Raw genomic sequence first — 24,934 nt, forward strand, 5'->3', positions numbered from 1 at the left:
TTCAAGAGGTAAATAAATGATGGTAAAATTTTAGTAAACAAAGGGAGGAATTATCATGGGAATTCGCATCGAAGGGAATCTTTTTTACATTCAAAGTAAAGAGATGTCAATGATTATCGAAAATAAAGAAGGGGATTTGCTTCTTCGTCATATTGGAGGCAAAATTGCTAAGTACCACGGTTCAAATGCTGTTTTTGAGAAGGACCACGCTTTTTCAGGAAATCCAACTCCAGACGACCGCACTTTTAGTTATGATACACAACGCCAAGTTTTTGGCGTTCATGGGTTCGGAGATTTCCGACAACCATCTCTAAAAATAGCACACGCTAACAACGAATTGACACAATTTAAGTTAACATCTAGTGAGATTTTACACGGTGCAAAAGAAGCAACAGGATTACCTAATCCACATACGACAGAAGATGCCGAAACTTTGGTTTTGACACTTGAAGATAAAGTCGCTGCGCTAGAATTAAAACTTTACTATACTGCTTATGCTGATTGCAACACCATTTCAACTTATGCTGAGGTCCGAAATTTATCAGATAAAGCAGTTGTTATCAATCGTGCTTTGTCAACCATGCTTGATGTGCCAGCTTCTGACTATGATGTGGTGACATTGCAAGGTGCCTATGCGCGTGAAAAAACTGTTCGCCGTCAAAACGTTGAACAAGGTATTTTCACAGTTGCTTCAAATCGCGGCGCTTCAGGTCATTCCCATACACCTGCCATGATTTTATGTGACCACACAGCAACAGAAGGTGCTGGTCAGGCTTTAGCTCTTCAACTGCTTTACAGCGGTAATTTTCAAGCTTTTGTCCAAAAAAATCAATTGAACGAAGTTCGCTTAGGTATCGGAATCAATGATGATAATTTTGCTTGGCAATTGTCAGCTGGCGATAGTTTTGAAACGCCAGTGGCTTTGATGACCTTTTCAAATCAAGGTCTTGGAAAACTCACTCAAGAAAGTCAATTATTCATTCAAGACCACATCATGCCAAAACAATTTGCACACGCTGAACGTCCAATTCTCATTAACAACTGGGAAGCGACTTATTTTGATTTCAAAAAAGAAAAATTGCTTGATTTAGCTGATGAAGCAAGCAAACTTGGTATCGAGCTTTTTGTTCTTGATGACGGTTGGTTTGGTAATCGATTTGATGATAATCGTGCGCTTGGTGACTGGGTTGTCAACGAAGAAAAACTCGGTGGACCTTTGAATGACTTGATTACTGAAGTGCATGCTAAAGGTTTGAAATTTGGTTTGTGGTTTGAACCAGAAATGATTTCTGTTGATAGTGATCTTTATCGTGCGCATCCAGATTGGGCGATTCAGGCAGAAGGCCGTGGTCATACTTATTCTCGTAATCAATTGGTGCTCAATCTTGCAAATCCTGATGTCGTAGCTTATATCAAGGCAGCTATTGATAAGATTTTGACAGAAAATGCTATTGATTATGTCAAATGGGACTTTAACCGTAACATCACAAACAACGGAAATGGTGACACTTACCTTGCGACCCAAATGCAATCACATGCTTACATGCTAGGTTTGTATGATTTGGTGTCTTATTTGACAGAAAAACACAGCGATATTCTCTTTGAATCTTGTTCAGGTGGTGGTGGTCGAAATGACCTTGGTATGATGCGCTATTTCCCACAAGTTTGGGCTAGTGATAATACTGATGCCATTTCACGTTTGCCAATCCAATACGGTTCAACTTACCTTCACCCAACCATTTCAATGGGCTCTCACGTATCAGCAAGTCCTAATCACCAAATGGGACGCACAACACCGATTGAAACTCGTGGTAATGTTGCTATGATGGGAAATCTTGGCTACGAACTTGATTTGACAAGCTTGCCAGAAAGTGACAAAGAAGTGATTGCTGCTCAAGTCGCACACTACAAAGACATTCGACCAGTTATCCAATTTGGGAAACAATATCGCCTCATCAATCCAGAAAGTGATTCAAATGAAACGGCAGTTGAATTTGTTTACGGTGACAAAGTTGTGATGACATATGTTAGAATTTTATCAACCGTTGAAACCATCGAAACAACTGTTAAATTAAAAGGTCTGCAAGAAGATGCTCTTTATCGTCTTGAAGAGACAGGACAAGTGTACTCAGGAGCTGAACTTATGTATGCTGGCTTAACGATGGTTCTTGCACAAGGTGATTTTCTAAGCAAACAATACTATTTCGTGAAACAATAAGGAGGTTTCCCATGAAATGGAGTAAATTATTGACGGCAACTGGTGCAGTAGTCTTAGCTACTGTAGCTAGTTTGACATTAAGTGCTTGTTCAAAGCAATCTAACTCATCAAGCGATGGTAAAGTGACCATTGAGTACTTTAATCAGAAGACAGAAATGGTGGGCACTTTAAAAGAAATCATTAAAGATTTTGAGAAAGAAAATCCAAATATCGATGTCAAAATGACTAGTGTGCCAAGTGCTGGAACTGTTTTGAAAACACGCATGCTGGCAGGTGACGCTCCAGATGTCATCAATATTTACCCACAAAATGTTGATTTTAAAGAATGGGCCAAGGCAGGCTATTTCTTGAACATGACTGGTAAATCTTATTTGAAAAATATCAAAAATCATTATGCTGATAAATACGCAGTTAAAGGAAAAATCTACAGTGTGCCTTTATCAGCGAATGCTTATGGCTTTTACTTCAATAAAACAAAATTTGATGAATTAGGTCTTAAAGTTCCTGAGACTTGGGACGAATTCCAAACGTTGGTAAAACAAATTAAAGCGGCTGGAGAAACACCTTTTGCTCTTGCTGGAAGTGAAGGTTGGACATTAAATGGCTATCACCAATTGGCTTATATCAGTGTGGCAGGAAGTGGCGCTAAAGCAAATGATTATCTTCGTTTTTCACCTGTGAATGCTATTTCAGCAAAAGATAAAGAAGTAAAAAGTGTTTTGGAACGTCTTGACTTATTAGCTGACAAAGGTAATCAACAGGTTAACTGGGAAGGTGCTTCTTACAATGATTCTGTTGTTGCATTTGCGACTGAAAAAGCTTTGATATTACCAGGGGGGTCATGGGTTTTAGCAGCTATTAAGCAACAAGATCCTGACTTTGAAGTTTCAACTTTTGCTTTCCCAGGCGAAAAGGCTGGTCAAGAAGTGACAGTAGGAGCAGGGGATTTGGCTTTATCTGTTTCATCAACTACTAAGCATAAAAAAGAGTGTGAACAGTTTATTTCTTATATGACATCTGCTAAGGCAATGCAAAAATATTATGACGTGGATGGTTCACCGGTAGCTGTTAAAGGAGTAGTTGAAGATACACAATCACCACTTGCTTCTCTTTATAACCTAGCTTTTACAGACAAACACTATGTTTGGCTTGGTGAAAATTGGTCAAGTGAAGAAGATTTCTTCAACTTAACAGCTAACTATGTCATGACTAAAGATGCTAAACAATATGCCGATGAAATGAATGCCTTCTTCAATCCGATGAAAGCTGACGTGAAAAAGTAGGAGGAAAATGGAATGAGAAAATTTTTGAATAAATATTGGGGATGGACGTTTTTGATTGTTCCCTTGATTTTACAAGCAATCTTCTTCTATTTTCCAATGTTTCAAGGAGCGTTTTACAGTTTTACAAACTGGACTGGCTTGACTTATAATTTCGATTTTGTGGGGATTAACAACTACAAGATTTTGATGACAGATACAAAGTTTTTTAAAGCCCTTGGTTTTACTTTGATTTTGACACTTTCTTTGATTGTTGGCGAAATCGTGATTGGGATTTTGGTAGCACGAGCTTTGAATACTAAAATGAAAGGTCAGACATTTTTTAGAGCTTGGTTCTTCTTCCCGGCAGTTTTGTCAGGATTGACAGTATCATTGATTTTTAAACAAGTTTTCAACTACGGTCTTCCAGCAATTGGAGAGGCACTTCACATAGAATTTTTGAAAACAAGCCTCCTAGGAACTAGTAGCGGTGCAGTTGTTGCAGCAATCTTTGTTATGCTTTGGCAGGGTGTGGCTATGCCGATTATCCTATTTTTATCAGGACTTCAAACGATTCCAAGTGAAATTACAGAATCAGCTGCTATTGATGGTGCCAATAATAAACAAATTTTTTGGAATATTGAATTGCCATATTTGTTGCCAAGTATTTCAATGGTATTTATCATGGCACTTAAAGCTGGATTGACAGCCTTTGACCAAATCTTTGCTTTGACAAGTGGTGGACCAAGTAATTCAACAACAACGATCGGATTGTTGGTATATAACTATGCCTTTTCAAGTAACCAGTATGGCTATGCTAATGCGATTGCTTTGATTCTATTTGCTATTATTGTGGTTGTATCAATGTTGCAACTGAAATTATCAAGTCGATTTGAAGTATAGGACGGGGGAAGATATGAAAAAAGAAGAACGTTACAACACTTTTTGGAAATATGTGCTCTTACTTGCAGGGTCAGTTCTGATTTTGATTCCTTTGTTAGCAACACTTTTTAGTTCGTTTAAGACGACTAAGGATATCATGCAGCATTTCTTTGCTTTTCCAAATCCTGTGACATTTAGCAACTATACACGTTTATTGGCTGATGGTATTGGACATTATTTCTGGAATTCAACGATTATCACAGTTGTGTCAGTGATTTTGGTGACTCTATTTATTCCAGTAGCAGCTTATTCAATTGCCCGTAATATGAGCAAAAAGCGTGCTTATGGTATTATGTACAGCCTGTTGATTTTGGGAATTTTTGTGCCATTTCAAGTTATCATGATTCCAATTACAGTTATGATGAGTCGACTTGGTTTGACAAATATTGCTGGTTTGATTATCTTGTACCTTACTTATGCGGTGCCACAGACATTGTTCCTTTACGTTGGCTACATTAAGTTGAGTGTCCCAGATAGTCTTGATGAAGCAGCGGAAATTGATGGTGCTGATAAATTTACAACTTATCGTAAAATTATCTTCCCAATGCTTAAGCCAATGCATGCAACTACCTTAATTATCAATGCACTATGGTTTTGGAATGATTTTATGTTACCGTTGTTGATGCTGAATAAATCATCTGAATCATGGTCATTGCCACTTTTCCAATATAACTATACAGGACAATATTTCAGTGATTACGGTCCAAGTTTTGCCTCTTATGTAGTTGGTATTATTACGATTACAATTGTCTACCTTATTTTCCAAAAACATATTATTTCAGGTATGAGCAATGGTGCAGTAAAATAAGGATGTAGAGGACGTAGCTCGAGTTCAATTGTTTGGTGGTTGCTAAAATAAAAAAGGGTAAAGGAGTAACTATGACAATACAAAATAAAACGATGCTTATTACTTACTCAGATAGTCTGGGAAAGAATTTGAAAGAATTAAATGAAAATCTTGGCAAGTATTTTGGAGAAGCTGTCGGCGGTGTCCATCTTTTGCCATTTTTCCCATCAACGGGTGACCGAGGTTTTGCACCTGTTGACTACGATGAAGTAGATCCAGCATTTGGAAATTGGGATGACGTGAAAGCCTTGGGTGAGAAGTATTATCTCATGTTTGATTTCATGATTAACCACATTTCTCGTCAGTCAAAATATTACAAAGATTACCAAGAAAAACATGAAAACAGTGCTTATAAAGATTTGTTTTTAAATTGGGATAAATTTTGGCCTGAAAATCGTCCGACACAAGCTGATGTGGATTTGATTTACAAGCGTAAAGACCGCGCACCAAAACAAGAAATTCACTTTGCGGACGGTTCGGTTGAGCATCTCTGGAACACATTTGGTGAAGAGCAGATTGATCTTGATGTGACAAAAGATGTGACCATGGATTTCATTCGAAAGACTATCGAGCATTTGGCTGAAAATGGCTGTGATCTCATTCGTCTGGATGCTTTTGCTTATGCTGTCAAAAAATTAGATACCAATGATTTCTTTGTTGAGCCAGAAATTTGGGAACTACTTGATAAAGTCCGCCGAATTGCTGCAGAATCAGGTACAGAGTTACTTCCAGAAATTCACGAGCATTATTCAATTCAGTTCAAAATCGCTGAGCATGATTACTACGTCTATGATTTTGCGCTTCCGATGGTGGTTCTTTATGGCCTTTACAGCGGAAATGTTAATCGTTTGGCGAAATGGCTAAAAATGTCACCAATGAAACAATTTACGACACTTGATACGCACGATGGTATAGGTGTTGTTGATGTCAAAGATATTTTGACAGACGATGAGATTGAATACACTTCAAATGAACTTTATAAAGTAGGTGCCAACGTCAACCGAAAATATTCGACAGCAGAATATAACAATCTCGATATTTACCAGATTAACACCACATATTATTCAGCGCTTGGTGATGATGATCGTAAGTACTTCTTAGCCCGTCTTATTCAGGCATTTGCACCAGGTATTCCACAAGTTTATTACGTTGGATTTTTGGCCGGTAAAAATGATCTTGAGTTGCTTGAAAGTACAAAAGAAGGGCGTAATATCAATCGTCACTACTATACAAGCGATGAAATTGCAAAAGAAGTTCAACGTCCAGTTGTTAAGGCATTGCTACATTTGTTTACTTTCCGTAATCAATCAGCTGCTTTTGACCTTGATGGTAGTATTAATGTTGATGTCAAAGATGAAAATACTTTGGTCATTACGCGTCGCAATCAAGGAAGTAGTGTCGTGGCAGAAGCTACAATCAATTTAAAAGAGTTGACTTACAGTGTTAAGGAAAATGGAAAAGTAATTGACTTTTGATAAAAAAATAGGATTCTCAATTTTGAGAATTCTTTTTTGTCTAAAGTTATAATGGTTTAATGCAAACGATTGCGTGAAATAAAAGAAAAAGCTAAAATAGTGACAAAGAATTCTAAAAATGAGGTGCATTATGGAAAAACATTGGTGGCACAAAGCAACGATTTATCAAATTTATCCAAAATCTTTTAAGGACTCAAACGGTGACGGTGTTGGTGATTTAAAAGGAATTATCAGTAAGCTTGATTACCTGCAAAAGCTTGGAATTACAGCGATTTGGCTATCTCCAGTTTACCAGTCTCCGATGGATGATAATGGTTATGATATTTCGGATTATGAGGCGATTGCTGATATTTTTGGTGATATGTCTGACATGGAAGAATTACTAAAAGAGGCAAAAGCGCGAGATATTCGTATTATCATGGACTTAGTGGTTAATCACACGTCAGATGAGCACGCTTGGTTTATTGAAGCGCATGAAAGTCCTGACAGCAAGTATCGAGATTTTTACATTTGGCGTAATAAACCTAATGAACTTAATTCGATTTTTGGTGGCTCTGCTTGGGAATATGATGGCAAAACTGGTCAATATTATTTGCACTTTTTTAGCAAGAAACAACCTGATTTGAATTGGGAAAATCCGCTGTTGCGCCAATCTGTCTATGACATGATGAATCGCTGGATTGACAAAGGAATTTCTGGTTTTCGTATGGACGTGATTGATATGATTGGGAAAATTCCTGACCGATTAATCTCAAATAATGGTCCAAAATTGCACGACTATCTCAAAGAGATGCATCAAAAAACTTTAGCTGGGAAAGATTTGCTAACGGTTGGTGAAACTTGGGGAGCGACTCCAGAAATTGCTAAGAAGTATTCATCGCCAGATGAAAAAGAATTATCAATGGTTTTCCAATTTGAACATATCGGTCTTCAACACAAGCCAAACGCTTCAAAATGGGAATACGAAAAAGAACTAAATGTTCCTGCTCTCAAAGCCATTTTTAACAAATGGCAGACAGAGCTTGAGCTTGGACAGGGCTGGAATTCCCTTTTCTGGGACAATCATGATTTGCCGCGCGTGCTTTCTATCTGGGGTAACACAGACACTTACCGTGAAAAATCAGCCAAAGCGCTAGCTATTTCCCTACACTTGATGCGAGGAACGCCTTACATCTACCAAGGAGAAGAAATCGGCATGACTAACTATCCTTTCAAAGATTTGGGAGAAATTGATGATATCGAGTCACTAAATTTTGCTAAAGAAGCCCTTGAAAATGGTAAGACGCCAGAAGAAATCATGGATAGCATTCGCATGATTGGACGAGACAATGCCAGAACCCCAATGCAATGGGATGATAGTAAAAATGCTGGTTTTTCAACTGCTGATAAAACTTGGTTGCCAGTTAATCCAAATTACACAGAAATTAATGTGCAAGCAGCCCTAGACAATCCAGATTCTATTTTCTACACTTACCAAAAACTCATCAAGCTTCGCAAAGAAAACGATTGGTTGATTGACGCGGATTTTGAACTTTTAGAGACAGCTGATAAAGTGTTTGCTTACCTCAGAAAAACAGCTGACGCAACCTACCTCATAGTTGCTAATTTATCAGATCAAGTTCAAGCATTCGAAAGCAATTTTGCTTACCAAGAAACCATCATCAGCAACACCTCAGAATTAACAGACTTTGAAAACCACAAACTCCAACCTTGGGATGCTTTCTGCGTAAAAGTTGGGTAATAAAAAACAGCTCCTAATTAGGAGCTGTTTTTTAGGTTTATTTTGTGCTGTCACGAAGTGTCAAGCTTGTAGCTAGTCTTGTCATCGTAGGGACGGTGTGGCGTTTGATAAGTTGGCGATTTAAGATATCAACAGCTGTGCGTCCCATTTCTTCAGTATAGACGGTGATACTGGATAGAGCAGGAAAGACTTGCTTCGTTAGAGGTGTGTCATTGAAAGAAATGAGGCTGACGCGGTCAGGGACAGCGATGTTAGCTTCTTGAAGCGCACGAAGGGCACCTATGGCTAGAGTGTCGTTTGCAACAAAGAAAGCTTGTGGAAGGTCATCGCCCAATTTTTCGATAGCTTCTTTCATTAAAGCATATCCTGATGGGGCAGAAAAATCGCCTACAAAGACATAGTCAGGGTTAAAGAGGTTATTTTCATAAGCGTAGTTTTTAAAAGTACGGAAGCGTTGGTCGACGATGAGTTCTTTTTGGTCAGTTGTACGTTCTTCCCCAGCAATCATCCCAATTTTAGTAAATCCTTTTTTCATGAAATAATCGAGTACTTTGACAACAGCATTATCAAAATCTGTAGTGACGCAAGGGTGACCAGCGTTCAAAGTATCACTATCAACGAAAACTAGATTTTTTGAATGGCTTTCTAGACTGTGAATTTGTTGGTCTGAGAATTTACCAATAGCGATAATCCCGCTAACACTTTCTGAAATAGTCAAAATGTCATTGTTAAAATAGCGTACGACGTCATAACCCAATTCTTGGGCGCGTTTTTCAAGACCGATACGAATGCTGTAGTAGTAAAGGTCGTTTAATTCTTCTTGTTCACTGTACCATTGGACAATGGCAATCTTTTGACGTTCTTGTGTGATGTTTGTGTTGCGTTTGTGTTTTTCGTAACCTAATTCTTCAGCAACTGTCAAAATACGGTGACGTGTTTCTTCACCAACTGAGAGGGTTTTATCTTTATTAAGGACACGTGAGACGGTCGCTGACGAAACATTTGCTAACTTTGCAATATCTTTTAATGTAGCCATAGGTCATCCCTTCTTTCTTGATAGTATTATATCACAAGATTTTTAAAAATAAAAATTTTAAGTAAAACTTTAGTAAACATTATTGACTTATGTTAACTAGGGTTGTAAAATGAAAGCGTAAACAAAAAAAGAGACAAAAAAGGAGACCCTCATGACTATTACAGAACTTAAAGAAGCCTTTGCTAAAGTATTTGGAACAGAAGCAGATGCAACATTTTTCTCACCTGGACGTATCAATTTAATTGGTGAACACACTGACTACAACGGTGGTCACGTATTCCCTGCAGCTATCACTCTTGGAACATATGGTGCAGCTCGTAAACGTGATGATAATTTACTACGTTTTTACTCAGCTAATTTTGATGAACTTGGTATTATTGAAGTACCACTTGAAAACCTTACTTTTGATAAGAAAGATAGCTGGACAAATTATCCAAAAGGTGTCATTAAATTTTTGCAAGAAGCTGGTCACAAAATTGACAGTGGTTTTGAGCTTTACGTTAACGGTAATATTCCAAATGGTTCTGGCTTGTCATCATCAGCCTCACTTGAACTTTTAGTCGGTATTGTAGCTGAAGAATTATTTGACCTTAAACTAGATCGTTTAGACTTAGTAAAAATTGGTAAACAAACTGAAAATGAATTTATCGGAGTTAATTCAGGTATTATGGACCAATTTGCTATCGGTATGGGTGCTGATAAACAAGCTATCTACCTTGATACAAATACACTAGAATACGAATTAGTTCCACTTGATCTTGGTGACAATGTTATTGTTATCATGAATACTAACAAACGTCGTGAGTTGGCTGATTCAAAATATAACGAACGTCGTGCAGAATGTGAAAAAGCAGTAGAAGAACTTAACCAAGTGCTTGATATCAAGACATTGGGTGAACTTGATTTGCAAAGTTTTGACGAATATAGCTATCTTATTAAAGATGAAAATCGTCTCAAACGTGCCCGCCATGCTGTTTGGGAAAATCAACGTACCCTTCAAGCCAAAGAAGCTTTGATGGCTGGTGAACTTGAAAAATTTGGTCGTTTGGTGAATGCCTCACATGTCTCACTTGAACATGATTATGAAGTAACAGGTATTGAACTTGACACCCTAGCTCACACTGCTTGGCAACAAGAAGGAGTTCTCGGAGCTCGTATGACAGGAGCGGGATTCGGTGGCTGCGGTATTGCCATTGTTGCTAAAGATAAAGTTGATGAATTTACTAAAAATGTTGGGCAAGTTTACACTGAAACAATCGGTTATGCGCCAGCTTTCTACATTGCTGAAATCGCTGGTGGTTCACGTGTCTTGTCTAGAAAATAATTAAGATTAGAGAGATAAAATGAAACTTTTAGATACTTTTGTCGCTAAGGTAATTGAAGCAAGCGACTACACAGAAGATGATATGTGTTACTTGCGTAACCGTGTCCTTGCCCTTGTGGGTGAGGATGGGGCAGAGCAAGAAACACAAGAAACAGATTTAATTGCTCTCAAAGAAGAGTTGGTTGATTTGGCTGTAAAAAATGGCAAAGTCGGCGAATTGATGGCTGAAAAAGATTGCTTGGGTGCTGAATTGATGAACTTCATCACACCAATCCCAAGTCAGGTGAATCGTCGCTTCTGGGACACTTATGCTAAATCTCCTCAACAAGCTGTCGCAGATTTTTATGACCTAAGCAAACGTAATGACTACATTAAAGTTGCTGCAATCGCCAAAAACATTGCTTTTACGACACCATCACAATACGGTGATATTCAGATTACGATTAATTTATCAAAACCTGAAAAAGACCCTAAAGCAATCGCTGCTGCTAAGTTAACCAAGGCATCTTCTTATCCAAAATGTCAGTTATGTATGGAAAATGAAGGCTATCAAGGTCGCATTAATCACCCAGCGCGTGCTAATCACCGCATCATTCGCTTGAATCTTGGCGATGAAAAATGGGGCTTCCAATACTCACCATATGCCTACTTTAATGAACATTGTATTATCTTGAATACTGAGCACGTACCGATGGTTATCAGTAAAAATACCTTTGAGCAGTTGCTTGATATTGTTGATATTTTCCCAGGTTACTTTGCTGGGTCAAATTCAGACTTGCCAATCGTCGGTGGGTCAATCTTGACACATAATCACTATCAAGGGGGGCGTCATGTCTTTCCAATGGAAATAGCTGAGCTGGACAATGAATTCCACTTTAAAGGTTATTCAGATGTGACAGCAGGTATTGTCAAATGGCCAATGTCAGTGCTTCGTTTACGCAGTCAAAACAAAGCACGCTTGGTTGAGTTGGCTGAAAAAATTCGTTTGGCATGGCGCGATTATTCTGACGAAAGTGTTGATGTTTTAGCTTACACAGGTGACACACCGCACCATACAGTTACTCCGATTGCTCGCAAACGTGGTGGTCAATTTGAACTGGATATTGTTCTTCGTGACAATCACACAACAGCTGAATTTCCGGACGGTGTTTATCATCCACATGCTGATGTGCAACACATTAAAAAAGAAAATATCGGACTTATCGAAGTTATGGGCTTAGCTATTTTACCGCCGCGTCTGAAAGATGAACTTCTAGAAGTTGAAAAATATCTTTTGAACGAGTATAATGAAATCGCTGCCTATCATAAAGATTGGGCAGATGAGATTAAAAAACGTACGGATATTACGGCTGATACGGTGCATGATATTGTACAAGAAGAAGTTGGACACGTTTTTGTTCGTGTTCTAGAAGATGCCGGTGTTTACAAACGTGATGAAAAAGGTCAAAAAGCCTTCATGCGTTTTGTAAATAGCATTGGGTTAGAATAGGAGAAATAAATGTCAATTTTAGTGCTTGGTGGGGCTGGCTACATCGGCTCTCACATGGTTGATCGTTTAATTGAAAAAGGTGAGGAAAAGGTAGTTGTTGTCGATAGTTTGGTGACAGGACACCGTGCAGCGGTTCATCCTGATGCAAAATTCTATCAAGGAGATCTTGCTGACCAAGATTTCATGCGTAAAGTTTTCACAGAAAACCCTGATGTGGACGCAGTTATTCACTTTGCGGCTTACTCATTGGTAGCAGAATCAATGGAAAAACCATTGAAATACTTTGATAACAACACTGCTGGTATGATTAAATTGCTTGAAGTGATGAATGAATTTGGTGTTAAATACATCGTCTTCTCATCAACAGCAGCAACTTATGGTATCCCAGATGAACTTCCAATCAAAGAAACAACACCACAACGCCCAATCAATCCATACGGTGAAAGTAAACTCATGATGGAAACTATTATGAGATGGGCGGACCAAGCTTATGGCATTAAGTTTGTCCCACTTCGTTATTTCAATGTTGCTGGTGCTAAACCAGATGGTTCTATCGGTGAAGACCATGGACCAGAAACACACTTGTTGCCAATCATTTTGCAAGTAGCACAAGGTGTTCGTGAAAAAATCATGATTTTTGGTAATGATTACAACACGCCAGATGGTACAAATGTGCGTGACTATGTTCACCCATTTGACTTAGCGGATGCGCATTTACTTGCTGTTAAATATCTTCGCGAAGGTAATCCATCTACAGCGTTCAACCTTGGTTCTTCAACAGGATTCTCAAATCTTCAAATCCTTGAAGCAGCTCGTAAAGTAACTGGTAAAGAAATTCCAGCTGAACTTGCTGACCGTCGTCCTGGTGACCCAGATACGCTTATCGCATCATCAGATAAAGCACGTGAAATCCTTGGTTGGAAACCTCAATTTGACGATATTGAAAAAATCATTGCATCCGCTTGGGCATGGCACTCAAGCCATCCAAATGGATACAACGACCGTTAATATGACATAAATCCAGTCTGAGACATTTGTCTCAGGCTTTTTGTGCATTGTAGAGAATGGTATGAAAAAGGATGAGATTATGAAAGTGATTAGTACAAATTGTTTGGATGACAAGCAGAAGCTGGCTGCTGAAAAATTGATTAGAGAGGTTCAAGATTTTGATGAAACACACCGAACGCCTTACCTTTCTAATAATTTGAATTTTGATGAGAAAATGCCAGCTTTCTTTTTGGGGTATGAAGATGGGCGCTTAGTGGCTTTGTTGACGGTTTACGCAGATAGTCCAGCGGAAGCTGAAGTAGCTATTATGGTTCACCCAGATTTTCGTCGAAAGGGCTATGCAAGACAACTATTTCATGTTTTTCGTGAAACCTTGCAGGATTATCATTTAGAATTTGTCGTGATGTCAGAACGTGCATTTCTAGCGAAAAATCCTGATTTACTGCCAAATCTTGGCATGAAATTAGACGATGAATTTGAATATTGGCTGGCGCGTGGACGTGAACAGTATCATGTTGATAATCGTGCGGATTTATTAATGACACCAGCTTGTAAAGAACATCTTGAGGCTATTGCTGAGTTTCAATCTCAGGCATTCGGAGAGACTTATGAAGTTGCTCTTCATTATGCAAAAGCTGCGCTAGCAGATAAGACGGGAAAACTTTACATTGTCATGAAAGACCAAAAAGTATTGGCATCTTGTACAGTTGATTTTAGTACGGAATACAATTATTTTTATGGACTCGCAGTAGCTGAAAGTTATCGTGGTCAAGGCATTGGAACTTATTTTATGAAAGTTCTTGTCAATGCTTTGGTGGCTGAAAATGAAAAGTCTTTTCAAATTGCGGTTGAGTCAGAAAACCTTGCAGCAAAACGTCTTTATGAAAAACTCGGATTTGAAGAACAAACTCAAGTCGTCTATGCTAAATGACTAGAAAAATTAGGCTTTTAGTCATTTAATGGTCAATTCTTGCGTTGTGAAATGGAATTTGGTATAGTTGTCAGTAAGCTTATATTTTTGGAGGATACTTATGCCAACACTTATTATGTTGATTGTTATGGTTGCCTTGATTTGGTTTATGCAACGTTCTCAAAAGAAACAAGCACAAAACCGTCAAGAACAATTGAAGGCACTACAAAAGGGTGATGAAATTGTAACAATCGGTGGCCTTTATGGTATTATCGATGAAGTTGATGTTGATAACCAAAAAATGGTTTTGGACATCGATGGGGTTTACTTAACATTTGAACTAGGTGCTGTAAAACGCGTCGTTAACAAAGCTCAACAAGAAGTAGTTGAAACTGCGGTTGTTGAAGAAGCTGCTGAAGAACAAGCAGAAACTACTGAAGATACTGCTGTTGAAAGCGAAGATTAATACATGAAAAGTCAGATGAAAACACATCTGGCTTTTTTTGTGCCATTATTCCCTAAAAACCTCTCAATTAAGTAGAGAAAAAATAGCCATTTTATGGTAAAATAATACGATGAGTATGCTTTTAAGGAATTGATATGTTTAAATTTAAATTTAGAAAAAAAGAAGAGGCAGTTAGTCTCGATAAAATTCCAAATCATATTGGGATTATTATGGATGGTAATGGTCGTTGGGCCAAAAAACGCATGCAACCACGTGTCATGGGACACAAGGCTGGTATGGATGCTTTGCAAGATGTGACGATTGCTGCATCAGAGCTTGGTGTTAAAGTTCTGACGGTTTATGCATTCTCAACTGAAAATTGGTCACGACCCGAAGACGAAGTCAAATTCATTATGAACTTGCCAGTCGAGTTCTTCGATAAATACGTCCCGCAATTGGACGAAAATAACGTTAGAGTTCAAGTTATTGGTGAAACAAACCGTTTACCAAAAGATACTTACGATGCTATGAAACGTGCTTGTGACCAAACAAAGCACAATTCTGGTCTTATTTTGAACTTTGCGCTTAACTACGGTGGTCGTTCAGAAATTACAGAAGCAGTAAAAAATATTGCTCAAGAAGTTCTTGAGGCAAAAATTAGTCCAGATGATATTACAGAAGATGTGATTTCAAATCACTTGATGACTAATCATTTGCCGTATCTTTACCGCGACCCGGATTTGATTATCCGAACAAGTGGTGAACTTCGTCTTAGTAATTTTCTACCGTGGCAATCAGCCTACAGTGAGTTCTATTTCACACCAGTTTTATGGCCTGATTTCAAAAAAGACGAATTGATTAAAGCGATTGCTGAATACAATCAGCGTCATCGCCGTTTTGGTGGAATCTAGAAAGGAAATATCATGAAACAACGTGTGATTTGGGGAGCTATTGCCCTATTGATTATGCTGCCGTTCTTGTTGCATGGGGGTCTTGCTTTCCAAGTTTTTGTAGGCCTTTTAGCAATGATTGGTGTAGCAGAAATGTTACGCATGAAACATCTTGAGTTCTTCTCAATTGAAGGTGTTTTATCAATGTTAGGTGCTTTTGTTTTGACAGTGCCTTTGGATAATTACTTTACATCACTACCGATTGACTCTAACTTTTCAGTCTACGGTTTACTTGTTTTCTTGCTATTAGCTGGAACAGTGATGAACAGTGATGATTATTCATTTGACGACGTGTCTTATCCGATTGCTGCAAGTCTTTATGTGGGAATTGGTTTCCAAAACCTAGTCAATGCCCGCATGGGTGGTTTGGATAAAGTCTTGTTTGCCTTGTTTATCGTATGGGCAACGGATATCGGTGCTTACATGATTGGTCGTCGTTTTGGTCAACGTAAGTTAATGCCGAAAGTTTCTCCGAACAAAACAATCGAAGGAAGCTTAGGCGGAATTGCTTGTGCAGTTGTCGTTTCACTAATCTTCATGCTAATCGATAAAGCAGTTTATGCACCGCACAATCTATTTGCTATGTTGATTTACGTTATCTTGTTTAGTATTTTTGGCCAATTCGGTGATTTGGTCGAAAGTGCAATTAAACGTCATTTTGGCGTAAAAGATTCTGGAAAATTGATTCCTGGTCATGGTGGTATTCTTGACCGCTTTGATTCAATGATTTTTGTTTTCCCGATTATGCATCTATTTGGTCTTTTCTAATAAGTTGAGTGGTAAATTTCCATCAACTTCTGAAAGTTACTTACTGGTAAGGTGATAATGTTACTGGTATAGAGAGGAGCAAAATGCTCGGAATATTAACGTTTATTATTGTTTTTGGAATTTTAGTTATTGTCCATGAATTTGGTCACCTGTATTTTGCCAAAAAAGCAGGAATCTTGGTGAGAGAATTTTCTATCGGCATGGGCCCGAAAATCTTTTCTCATTTTGATAAAGAAGGTACAGCTTATACGTTTCGTATCTTGCCACTTGGTGGATATGTTCGTATGGCTGGCTGGGGTGATGATACTACTGAAATTAAAACTGGTACACCTGCTAGCCTTACGATGAATAAAGATGGCTTGGTAACACGTATTAATTTATCAAACAAACACTTGGACAACACAGCGCTTCCGATGAATGTGACGTCTTATGATTTGGAAGATAAATTAGAAATTACTGGTCTTGTTCTAGATGAACAAAAGACCTTTGCTGTTCACCATGATGCAACCATCGTTGAAGAAGATGGTACAGAAATTCGCATCGCACCGCTTGATGTGCAGTACCAAAATGCGACGGTTCTTGGTCGCTTGATGACAAACTTTGCTGGTCCGATGAATAACTTTATTCTTGGAATCTTGGCATTTATCCTTCTTGTTTTCATGCAAGGTGGTGTGCCAAACACTGCAACTAATGCCGTTCGAGTGGCTGATGGTGGTGCCATGCAAGCAGCAGGCGTCAAAAATGGTGATAGAGTTTTAGCTATCGGTGATTATAAAGTCACAAACTGGTCTGATTTGACTGAAGCTGTAGCTAAGTCGACTAAGAATATCTCAAAAGGCGACACTATCTCAGTCAAAGTCAAAGATAAATCAGGAAAGGTTAAAACACTTGCTGTAAAACCAGTTGAAAATCACGGAAGTTACCTTATTGGTGTTTCTTCAGCTTTGAAAACAGGCTTCTGGGATAAAATCACTGGCGGTTTCCAAATGGCATGGCAAGGTGCTACAGCCATTCTCAATGCACTAAAAGGTCTTGTGTCAAACTTTAGTTTGAACAAGCTAGGTGGTCCAGTTGCCATGTACCAAGCTTCAAGCCAAGCAGCATCTTATGGATTGACTTCAGTTGTTAATCTTTTAGCGCTGTTATCAATCAACCTTGGAATTGTTAATTTAATTCCGATTCCAGCTTTGGACGGCGGAAAAATCTTAATGAATTTGATTGAGATTGTTCGTCGCAAACCACTTAAACAAGAAACTGAAACCTATATCACTCTGGTCGGTGTCGTCATTATGATTATTTTAATGATTGCTGTGACATGGAATGATATCATGCGCGTCTTTTTCTAAATTTTATTAAACTCATAATCTAGTATATAATTTTAAAAATACACATTTTTTAGAAAGGAATTGATACGGTCTTTTCTAATATACGAGTAAGTAAGCTACTTTTTAACAAAGCAGCTTGCTTATTTTCATGATTTGGCCGCAATATTTTTATTATGAAACAATCACAAATGCTTATCCCAACGCTTCGCGAAATGCCAAGCGATGCCCAAGTTATCAGCCACGCTCTTATGGTTCGTGCTGGTTATGTTCGTCAAGTCTCAGCAGGTATTTATGCTTACCTACCACTTGCTAACCGCACAATCGAAAAATTCAAAAAAATCATGCGTGAAGAATTCGAAAAAATCGGTGCCGTTGAAATGCTTGCACCAGCACTTTTGAATGCTGACCTTTGGCGCGAATCAGGTCGTTACGAAACTTATGGTGAAGACCTTTATAAACTAAAAAACCGTGATAAATCAGACTTTATCCTTGGCCCAACTCACGAAGAAACATTTACAAGCCTTGTTCGTGATGCGGTTAAATCATACAAACAATTGCCACTTAACCTTTATCAAATCCAATCTAAATACCGTGATGAAAAACGTCCACGTAACGGACTTCTTCGTACACGTGAATTTATCATGAAAGACGGTTACAGTTTCCACGCTGATTACGAAGGTTTGGATGAAACTTACGAAGAATACCGTAAAGCATACGAAGCTATCTTCACACGTGCTGGTCTTGATTTCAAAGGTATCATCGGTGACGGTGGTGCTATGGGTGGTAAAGATTCTCAAGAATTTATGGCTATCACTCCAGACCGTACAGACCTTGATCGTTGGGTTGTTCTTGATAAATCAATCACTTCATTCGATGAAATTCCAGAAGATGTATTAGAAGACATCAAAAAAGAATTGGCATCATGGTTGGTATCAGGTGAAGATACAGTTGCTTACTCTACTGAATCAAGTTACGCTGCTAACCTTGAAATGGCAAGCAACGAATACAAACCAACAACTAAAGTTGTTGCTCAAGAAGAGCTTAAACGTGTTGAAACACCTAATTGCAAATCAATCGATGAAGTTGCAGCATTCTTGAACGTTGATGAAGAACAAACAATCAAAACTCTTCTATTCATCGCTGACAACGAACCAGTTGTAGCACTTCTTGTTGGTAATGACCAAGTTAACGATGTTAAATTGAAAAACTATCTTGGTGCTGACTTCCTTGATCCAGCTACTGAAGAAGATGCTGTTAAAGTCTTTGGTGCAAACTTTGGTTCACTTGGCCCAGTTAATCTTCCAGAAAACGTTCGTATCGTTGCTGACCGTAAAGTTCAAGACGTTGCTAACGCTGTAGCTGGTGCAAACGAAAATGGTTACCACTTGACTGGTGTCAACCCAGGACGTGACTTCGAAGCAGAATATGTTGATATTCGTGAAGTTAAAGAAGGTGAAATCTCACCAGACGGTAAAGGTGTTCTTAAATTCGCTCGTGGTATCGAAATCGGACACATCTTCAAACTTGGTACTCGTTACTCAGAAAGCATGGGAGCAACAATTCTTGACCAAAATGGTCGTGCTGTTCCAATCATCATGGGTTGCTACGGTATCGGTGTTAGCCGTATCTTGTCAGCTGTTATCGAACAACACGCTCGCCTCTTTGTTTCTAAAACTCCAAAAGGTGCATACCGCTTTGCATGGGGTATCAATTTCCCTAAAGAATTGGCACCATTTGATGTGCACGTTATCACTGTAAACGTGAAAGACGAAGAAGCACAAGCATTGACAGCTAAAGTAGAAGCTGAATTGGTTGAAAAAGGTTACGAAGTCTTGGTTGACGACCGTAACGAACGTGTTGGTTCTAAATTCTCAGATAGCGACCTTATCGGTCTTCCAATCCGTGTGACTGTAGGTAAAAAAGCTGCTGATGGTATCGTTGAAGTTAAAATCAAAGCAACTGGTGATACAATCGAAGTTAACGCTGAAAACCTTATTGAAACACTTGAAATTTTGACAAAAGAACACTAATTAGTGAGAGGTCAGGTATTTAGCCCTGGCCTTTTTTGTGTCGAAAAAAGCTGCCATTTGTGGTAGAATTAGAAGATAACATCCCTAGAAAAAAGGCAATATTTTGCTTAATAAGAATAGTTTAATTTATGGAATTGAGGTAATTTACGTTTTATGTCAGAGTTATTTAAAAAATTGATGGAGCAAATCGATATGCCGCTTGAAATGCGACAATCAAGTGCTTTTTCATCTGCAGATATCCGTGAAGTTAAGGTGCACTCGGTATCTCGCCTCTGGGAATTCCATTTTTCATTTGCAGAGATTTTGCCAATTGAGATATACCGTGAGCTGGCATACCGTCTGGTCAATACTTTCAAACAAGCAGACATCACAGCGACTTTTGATATCAAAGCAGAAAACATCGATTTTTCACAGCCGCTATTGCAGGCTTATTATGAAGAAGCCTTTGAGCACGCTCCTTGCAATAGCGCTAGCTTTAAAGCCTCTTTTAGCAAACTGAAAGTCTCTTACGATGGCACAAAATTATTAATTGAAGCACCAGCTTTTGTTAATAATGACCATTTTCGTAAAAATCATTTGCCTAATCTAGCACGTCAATTTGAAGCCTTTGGTTTTGGAAAATTAGCGATTGATATGGTATCAGATGAAGCCATGACGCAAGCTCTTCAAGAAGATTTTACGTCAAATCGTGAAGCTATGGTAGAAAAGGCTGTGCAAGAAAATCGCGAAGCTGTCAAATCATTAGAAGCTTCAATGCCACCAGTTGAAGAGGCGCCAAAACCTAAATTTGATTTCAAAGAACGTGCTAAACAACGTCGCGCAGGATTTGAAAATGCTGAAATCACTCCGATGGTTGAAATCACAACCGAAGAAAACCGCATTGTTTTTGAAGGAATGGTTTTTGACGTTGAAAAGAAAACAACACGTACTGGCCGACACATCATCAATTTCAAGATGACCGACTATACGTCAAGTTTTGCCATGCAAAAATGGGCAAAAGATGATGAAGAATTGAAAAAATATGACATGATTGCCAAGGGCTCATGGCTTCGTGTTCGTGGTAATATCGAGAATAATAATTTCACTCATGCCCTTACCATGAATGTGCAAGATGTCAAAGAAATTGTCCACCATGACCGTAAGGACTTGATGCCAGAAGGTGAAAAACGTGTGGAATTTCATGCTCACACAAACATGTCGACAATGGATGCTCTCCCAACAGTAGAAGAGTTGATTGATACGGCTGCAAAATGGGGCCACAAGGCTGTTGCTATTACTGACCATGGAAATGTTCAAAGTTTCCCTCACGGCTATCACAGAGCTCGTAAGAACGGTATTAAAGCTATCTTTGGTTTGGAAGCCAATATCGTTGAAGATAAAGTTCCGATTGCATACAATCCTGTTGATTTAGAGTTGAATGAAGCTACTTATGTCGTATTTGACGTGGAAACGACTGGACTTTCTGCGGTGCACAATGATTTGATTCAGATTGCGGCTTCAAAAATGTACAAAGGAAATATTGTTGAGCAGTTTGATGAATTTATCAACCCAGGGCACCATCTATCAGCCTTTACAACAGAATTGACTGGTATTACAGATAATCATGTCAGAAATGCTAAACCAATTGAGCAAGTGTTGCAAATGTTCCAAGATTTCTGTAAAGATACTGTGCTCGTTGCCCACAATGCAACCTTTGACGTTGGCTTTATGAATGCTAACTACAAACGTCATGGTATGCCAACGATTACGCAGCCAGTTATTGATACGCTTGAATTAGCACGAAATCTTTATCCAGAATACAAACGTCATGGTTTGGGACCTTTGACAAAACGTTTCCAAGTATCTCTTGAGCACCACCACATGGCCAACTACGATGCCGAAGCTACTGGTCGCTTGCTCTTTATTTTCTTGAAAGAGGCGCGTGAAAATCATAATCTTACGAATATGATGGACCTTAATACCAAACTTGTAGCTGAGGATTCTTACAAGAAAGCTCGCGTCAAACATGCAACAATCTATGTTCAAAACCAAGTCGGTTTGAAAAATATCTTTAAGCTTGTCAGTCTTTCAAATGTTAAATATTTCGAAGGAGTGGCACGTATTCCAAGAACTGTTCTTGATGCACACCGTGAAGGGCTTTTGCTTGGAACAGCTTGCTCAGAAGGTGAAGTTTTTGATGCAGTTTTGACATCAGGTGTGGATAAAGCTGTTGAAGTGGCTAAATACTATGATTTCATCGAGGTCATGCCACCGGCTATTTACGCACCACTTTTGGCGCAAGGAACAATCAAGGACGAAGAAGGTATTCGCCAAGTTATTCGTGATTTGATTGAAGTTGGTCGTCGTTTGAACAAGCCTGTTCTTGCGACTGGGAATGTTCACTATATCGAGCCAGAAGATGAAATTTACCGCGAAATTATCGTGCGTAGTTTAGGGCAAGGGGCACCGATTAACCGTCCGATTGGTCGTGGTGAGGATGCACAACCTGCACCGCTACCAAAAGCACATTTCCGTACAACCAATGAAATGCTAGATGAATTTGCTTTCCTTGGTGAAGATGTTGCCTACGAGATTGTTGTTAAAAATACCAATGATTTTGCCGAACGCTTTGAAGAAATTGAAGTCGTTAAAAAAGATTTGTACACGCCTTTCCTTGAAAAATCAGAAGAACGTGTTGCAGAGATGACTTATCAAAAAGCCTTTGAAATTTATGGAAATCCGCTTCCTGATATTGTCGATCGACGTATCGAAAAAGAATTGACATCTATTTTGGGTAATGGATTTGCCGTGATTTATCTAGCTTCACAAATGCTTGTTATCCGCTCAAATAAGCGTGGTTACTTGGTTGGTTCACGTGGATCTGTTGGGTCAAGTTTTGTTGCGACAATGATTGGTATCACTGAAGTTAACCCGATGCCACCACATTATGTTTGCCCAAATTGCCAACACTCAGAATTCATCACCGATGGTTCAGTTGGTTCGGGTTACGATTTGCCTAACAAAGACTGTCCAAAATGTGGAACACGTTACAAGAAAGATGGACACGATATTCCGTTTGAAACCTTCCTTGGATTTGATGGGGATAAGGTTCCCGATATCGATTTGAACTTCTCTGGTGATGACCAACCGTCAGCGCACTTGGATGTTCGTGATATTTTTGGTGAACAATACGCTTTCCGTGCAGGAACCGTTGGTACTGTTGCTGACCGTACAGCTTATGGTTTCGTTAAGGGGTATGAACGTGATTATGGCAAGATGTATCCAGAAGCAGAAGTTGAACGTTTGGCGCAGGGTGCTGCAGGTGTGAAACGTACAACTGGACAACACCCAGGTGGTATCGTTGTTATTCCAAACTATATGGACGTTTATGATTTCACACCAGTGCAATATCCAGCTGATGATTTATCTGCTGAATGGCAAACCACTCACTTTAACTTCCACGATATCGATGAAAACGTCTTGAAACTTGATATCCTCGGACATGATGATCCGACGATGATTCGTAAGCTACAAGACTTGTCAGGTATTGATCCAAAAGATATTCCTGCTGATGATCCAGATGTTATGGCGCTCTTCTCAGGTACTGAAGTGCTTGGTGTAACGCCTGAACAAATCGGAACACCGACAGGAATGCTTGGTATTCCAGAATTCGGTACAAACTTCGTTCGTGGGATGGTTGAAGAAACTCACCCAACGACATTTGCCGAATTGCTACAGTTGTCTGGTCTATCACACGGTACCGATGTTTGGTTGGGAAATGCCCAAGATTTGATTAAAGAAGGTATTGCCACACTAAAAACTGTTATCGGTTGTCGTGACGACATCATGGTTTATCTTATGCACGCAGGTCTTGATCCAAAAATGGCCTTTACAATCATGGAACGTGTGCGTAAGGGACGTTGGTTGAAGATTTCCGATGAAGAACGTAATGGCTACATCCAAGCTATGCGAGACAATAATGTGCCTGATTGGTACATCGAATCTTGTGGTAAAATCAAGTACATGTTCCCGAAAGCTCACGCGGCAGCCTATGTTTTGATGGCCTTACGTGTGGCATACTTCAAGGTTCACTACCCACTTTATTATTACTGTGCTTATTTCTCAATTCGTGCCAAAGCATTTGATATCAAGACAATGAGTGCAGGTCTTGATGCGGTTAAAGAACGCATGGCAGAAATTTCAACAAAACGTAAAAATAACGAAGCTTCAAACGTTGAAATTGACCTTTACACAACACTTGAGCTTGTTAATGAAATGCTAGAACGTGGCTTTAAATTTGGTCAGCTTGACCTTTACCGTAGTGATGCGACAGAATTTATCATCGATGGTGATACACTTATTCCACCATTTGTAGCCATGGATGGTCTTGGTGAGAACGTTGCAAAACAAATCGTTAAAGCGCGTGAAGAAGGTGAATTCCTATCTAAAATGGAACTTCGCAAACGCGGTGGTGTTTCAGCAACATTGGTCGACAAAATGGATGAAATGGGAATCCTTGGAAACATGCCAGAAGATAACCAATTAAGTCTTTTTGACGATTTCTTCTAATGAATAAATTAAAGCAGTTCTGATTTTCAGAACTGCTTTTTGGTGTTAAATCTAGTAAATTTATCTCTCTAAAAAATGTCAAAAAAACTGTAAAATATAGGCCGAAAATGGTTGACAAATTATATATATATATATATATAATAGGTTTGCAAAAATCCGAGAAAATGGAGGAGAAAAAATGGATGAAATTGTCAAAAAATTTGCTGGTTTAGGAGTTCCAGGATTATTTTTATTAGTAGCGATGAGCGCAGCGAGTGCAAGTGGTTTAGTTGGTGCGGCGGTAATTACATCAGCGTTAGCCGCATTGGGTCCGTTTGGTATACTTGGAGGAGTAGCAACTTTAGGAGTTATAGGCCTATCAGCAGATAAGATTGCAGAATTTGGCTATGAAAAAGTTACTGTACTTGTTGTCAAAGAACAACTAAAAACTACTTCTAAACAAGATATGATTAAAAAAGTTAAAAAATACCCTGTTTCAAGTGGTATGAAATTAAAAATTATCGATTTTATTGAAAAAGCATAAAAACGTAAAGTCAGAAGTTCTCGTAAGAGGACTTCTTTTTTAGGCTCTGCTATTTGTCAAAAATCCTAGTGAATGATATGATGTAAAAAAGAAAGG

18 protein-coding genes are annotated in these 24,934 nt (G+C 38.8%); 17 read left to right on the forward strand and 1 reads right to left on the reverse strand.

What is annotated here, in order from left to right; genetic code table 11:
• Window positions 1–55: 55 nt before the first annotated feature.
• The 6 genes from ACNTMY_RS01340 (at window position 56) to dexB (ending at window position 8,482) form a co-directional block, all read left to right on the forward strand.
• Entirely contained in the window at window positions 56–2,218 is a 2,163-nt protein-coding gene (locus ACNTMY_RS01340; RefSeq protein ID WP_423216386.1) for an alpha-galactosidase, read from the forward strand.
• An 11-nt stretch (window positions 2,219–2,229) separates the two neighbouring features.
• A complete protein-coding gene (locus ACNTMY_RS01345) occupies window positions 2,230–3,501 on the forward strand; it encodes an extracellular solute-binding protein (RefSeq protein ID WP_423216387.1) in 1,272 nt (423 codons plus the stop codon).
• Window positions 3,502–3,513: 12 nt separating this feature from the next.
• On the forward strand, window positions 3,514–4,380 hold the full coding sequence (locus tag ACNTMY_RS01350) for a carbohydrate ABC transporter permease (protein WP_423216388.1): 867 nt from the start codon (window positions 3,514–3,516) through the stop codon (window positions 4,378–4,380).
• 13 nt (window positions 4,381–4,393) lie between these two features.
• Window positions 4,394–5,227, forward strand: coding sequence for a carbohydrate ABC transporter permease (locus ACNTMY_RS01355; protein ID WP_423216389.1), 834 nt, complete (start codon window positions 4,394–4,396; stop codon window positions 5,225–5,227).
• 71 nt (window positions 5,228–5,298) lie between these two features.
• A complete protein-coding gene (gene gtfA, locus ACNTMY_RS01360) occupies window positions 5,299–6,741 on the forward strand; it encodes a sucrose phosphorylase (protein WP_423216390.1) in 1,443 nt (480 codons plus the stop codon).
• A 130-nt stretch (window positions 6,742–6,871) separates the two neighbouring features.
• Complete coding sequence (gene dexB / locus ACNTMY_RS01365) at window positions 6,872–8,482, forward strand: glucan 1,6-alpha-glucosidase DexB (RefSeq protein WP_423216391.1); 1,611 nt, start codon at window positions 6,872–6,874, stop codon at window positions 8,480–8,482.
• A gap of 37 nt (window positions 8,483–8,519) precedes the next feature.
• Here dexB and ACNTMY_RS01370 read toward each other — a convergent pair whose 3' ends face one another.
• Window positions 8,520–9,518, reverse strand: coding sequence for a LacI family DNA-binding transcriptional regulator (locus ACNTMY_RS01370; RefSeq protein ID WP_423216392.1), 999 nt, complete (start codon window positions 9,516–9,518; stop codon window positions 8,520–8,522).
• Between the two features lie 151 nt (window positions 9,519–9,669).
• Between ACNTMY_RS01370 and ACNTMY_RS01375 the strand changes: the two genes are divergently transcribed.
• The 11 genes from ACNTMY_RS01375 to ACNTMY_RS01425 all read left to right on the forward strand — a co-directional run bounded on the left by ACNTMY_RS01375 (window position 9,670) and on the right by ACNTMY_RS01425 (window position 24,838).
• The gene (locus tag ACNTMY_RS01375) at window positions 9,670–10,842 is read left to right on the forward strand and encodes a galactokinase (protein WP_423216393.1); all 1,173 of its coding nucleotides are present in this window, start codon (window positions 9,670–9,672) and stop codon (window positions 10,840–10,842) included.
• Between the two features lie 19 nt (window positions 10,843–10,861).
• Window positions 10,862–12,331, forward strand: coding sequence for a UDP-glucose--hexose-1-phosphate uridylyltransferase (gene galT / locus ACNTMY_RS01380; protein WP_423216394.1), 1,470 nt, complete (start codon window positions 10,862–10,864; stop codon window positions 12,329–12,331).
• Window positions 12,332–12,340: 9 nt separating this feature from the next.
• Window positions 12,341–13,339 carry a UDP-glucose 4-epimerase GalE gene (galE, locus tag ACNTMY_RS01385; protein ID WP_027968094.1) on the forward strand — a complete coding sequence of 333 codons (999 nt, stop codon included), beginning with the start codon at window positions 12,341–12,343 and terminating at the stop codon, window positions 13,337–13,339.
• 79 nt (window positions 13,340–13,418) lie between these two features.
• Window positions 13,419–14,270, forward strand: coding sequence for a GNAT family N-acetyltransferase (locus tag ACNTMY_RS01390; protein ID WP_423216395.1), 852 nt, complete (start codon window positions 13,419–13,421; stop codon window positions 14,268–14,270).
• A gap of 100 nt (window positions 14,271–14,370) precedes the next feature.
• Window positions 14,371–14,715 carry a preprotein translocase subunit YajC gene (gene yajC, locus ACNTMY_RS01395; RefSeq protein WP_024344794.1) on the forward strand — a complete coding sequence of 115 codons (345 nt, stop codon included), beginning with the start codon at window positions 14,371–14,373 and terminating at the stop codon, window positions 14,713–14,715.
• A 134-nt stretch (window positions 14,716–14,849) separates the two neighbouring features.
• Window positions 14,850–15,605 carry an isoprenyl transferase gene (locus tag ACNTMY_RS01400; RefSeq protein ID WP_003067715.1) on the forward strand — a complete coding sequence of 252 codons (756 nt, stop codon included), beginning with the start codon at window positions 14,850–14,852 and terminating at the stop codon, window positions 15,603–15,605.
• A 12-nt stretch (window positions 15,606–15,617) separates the two neighbouring features.
• Window positions 15,618–16,412, forward strand: coding sequence for a phosphatidate cytidylyltransferase (locus tag ACNTMY_RS01405; protein ID WP_274641498.1), 795 nt, complete (start codon window positions 15,618–15,620; stop codon window positions 16,410–16,412).
• An 83-nt stretch (window positions 16,413–16,495) separates the two neighbouring features.
• A complete protein-coding gene (rseP, locus tag ACNTMY_RS01410; protein WP_423216396.1) occupies window positions 16,496–17,758 on the forward strand; it encodes an RIP metalloprotease RseP in 1,263 nt (420 codons plus the stop codon).
• Between the two features lie 152 nt (window positions 17,759–17,910).
• Window positions 17,911–19,767, forward strand: coding sequence for a proline--tRNA ligase (locus ACNTMY_RS01415; RefSeq protein ID WP_423216397.1), 1,857 nt, complete (start codon window positions 17,911–17,913; stop codon window positions 19,765–19,767).
• Between the two features lie 153 nt (window positions 19,768–19,920).
• Window positions 19,921–24,315, forward strand: coding sequence for a PolC-type DNA polymerase III (locus ACNTMY_RS01420; protein ID WP_039697728.1), 4,395 nt, complete (start codon window positions 19,921–19,923; stop codon window positions 24,313–24,315).
• A 178-nt stretch (window positions 24,316–24,493) separates the two neighbouring features.
• Window positions 24,494–24,838, forward strand: a complete 345-nt coding sequence (locus ACNTMY_RS01425) for a hypothetical protein (protein WP_423216398.1) — start codon at window positions 24,494–24,496, stop codon at window positions 24,836–24,838.
• Window positions 24,839–24,934: the final 96 nt, after the last annotated feature.

The organism is Streptococcus equinus, from assembly GCF_049393735.1.
In the GTDB taxonomy this organism is placed as follows: domain Bacteria; phylum Bacillota; class Bacilli; order Lactobacillales; family Streptococcaceae; genus Streptococcus; species Streptococcus equinus_G.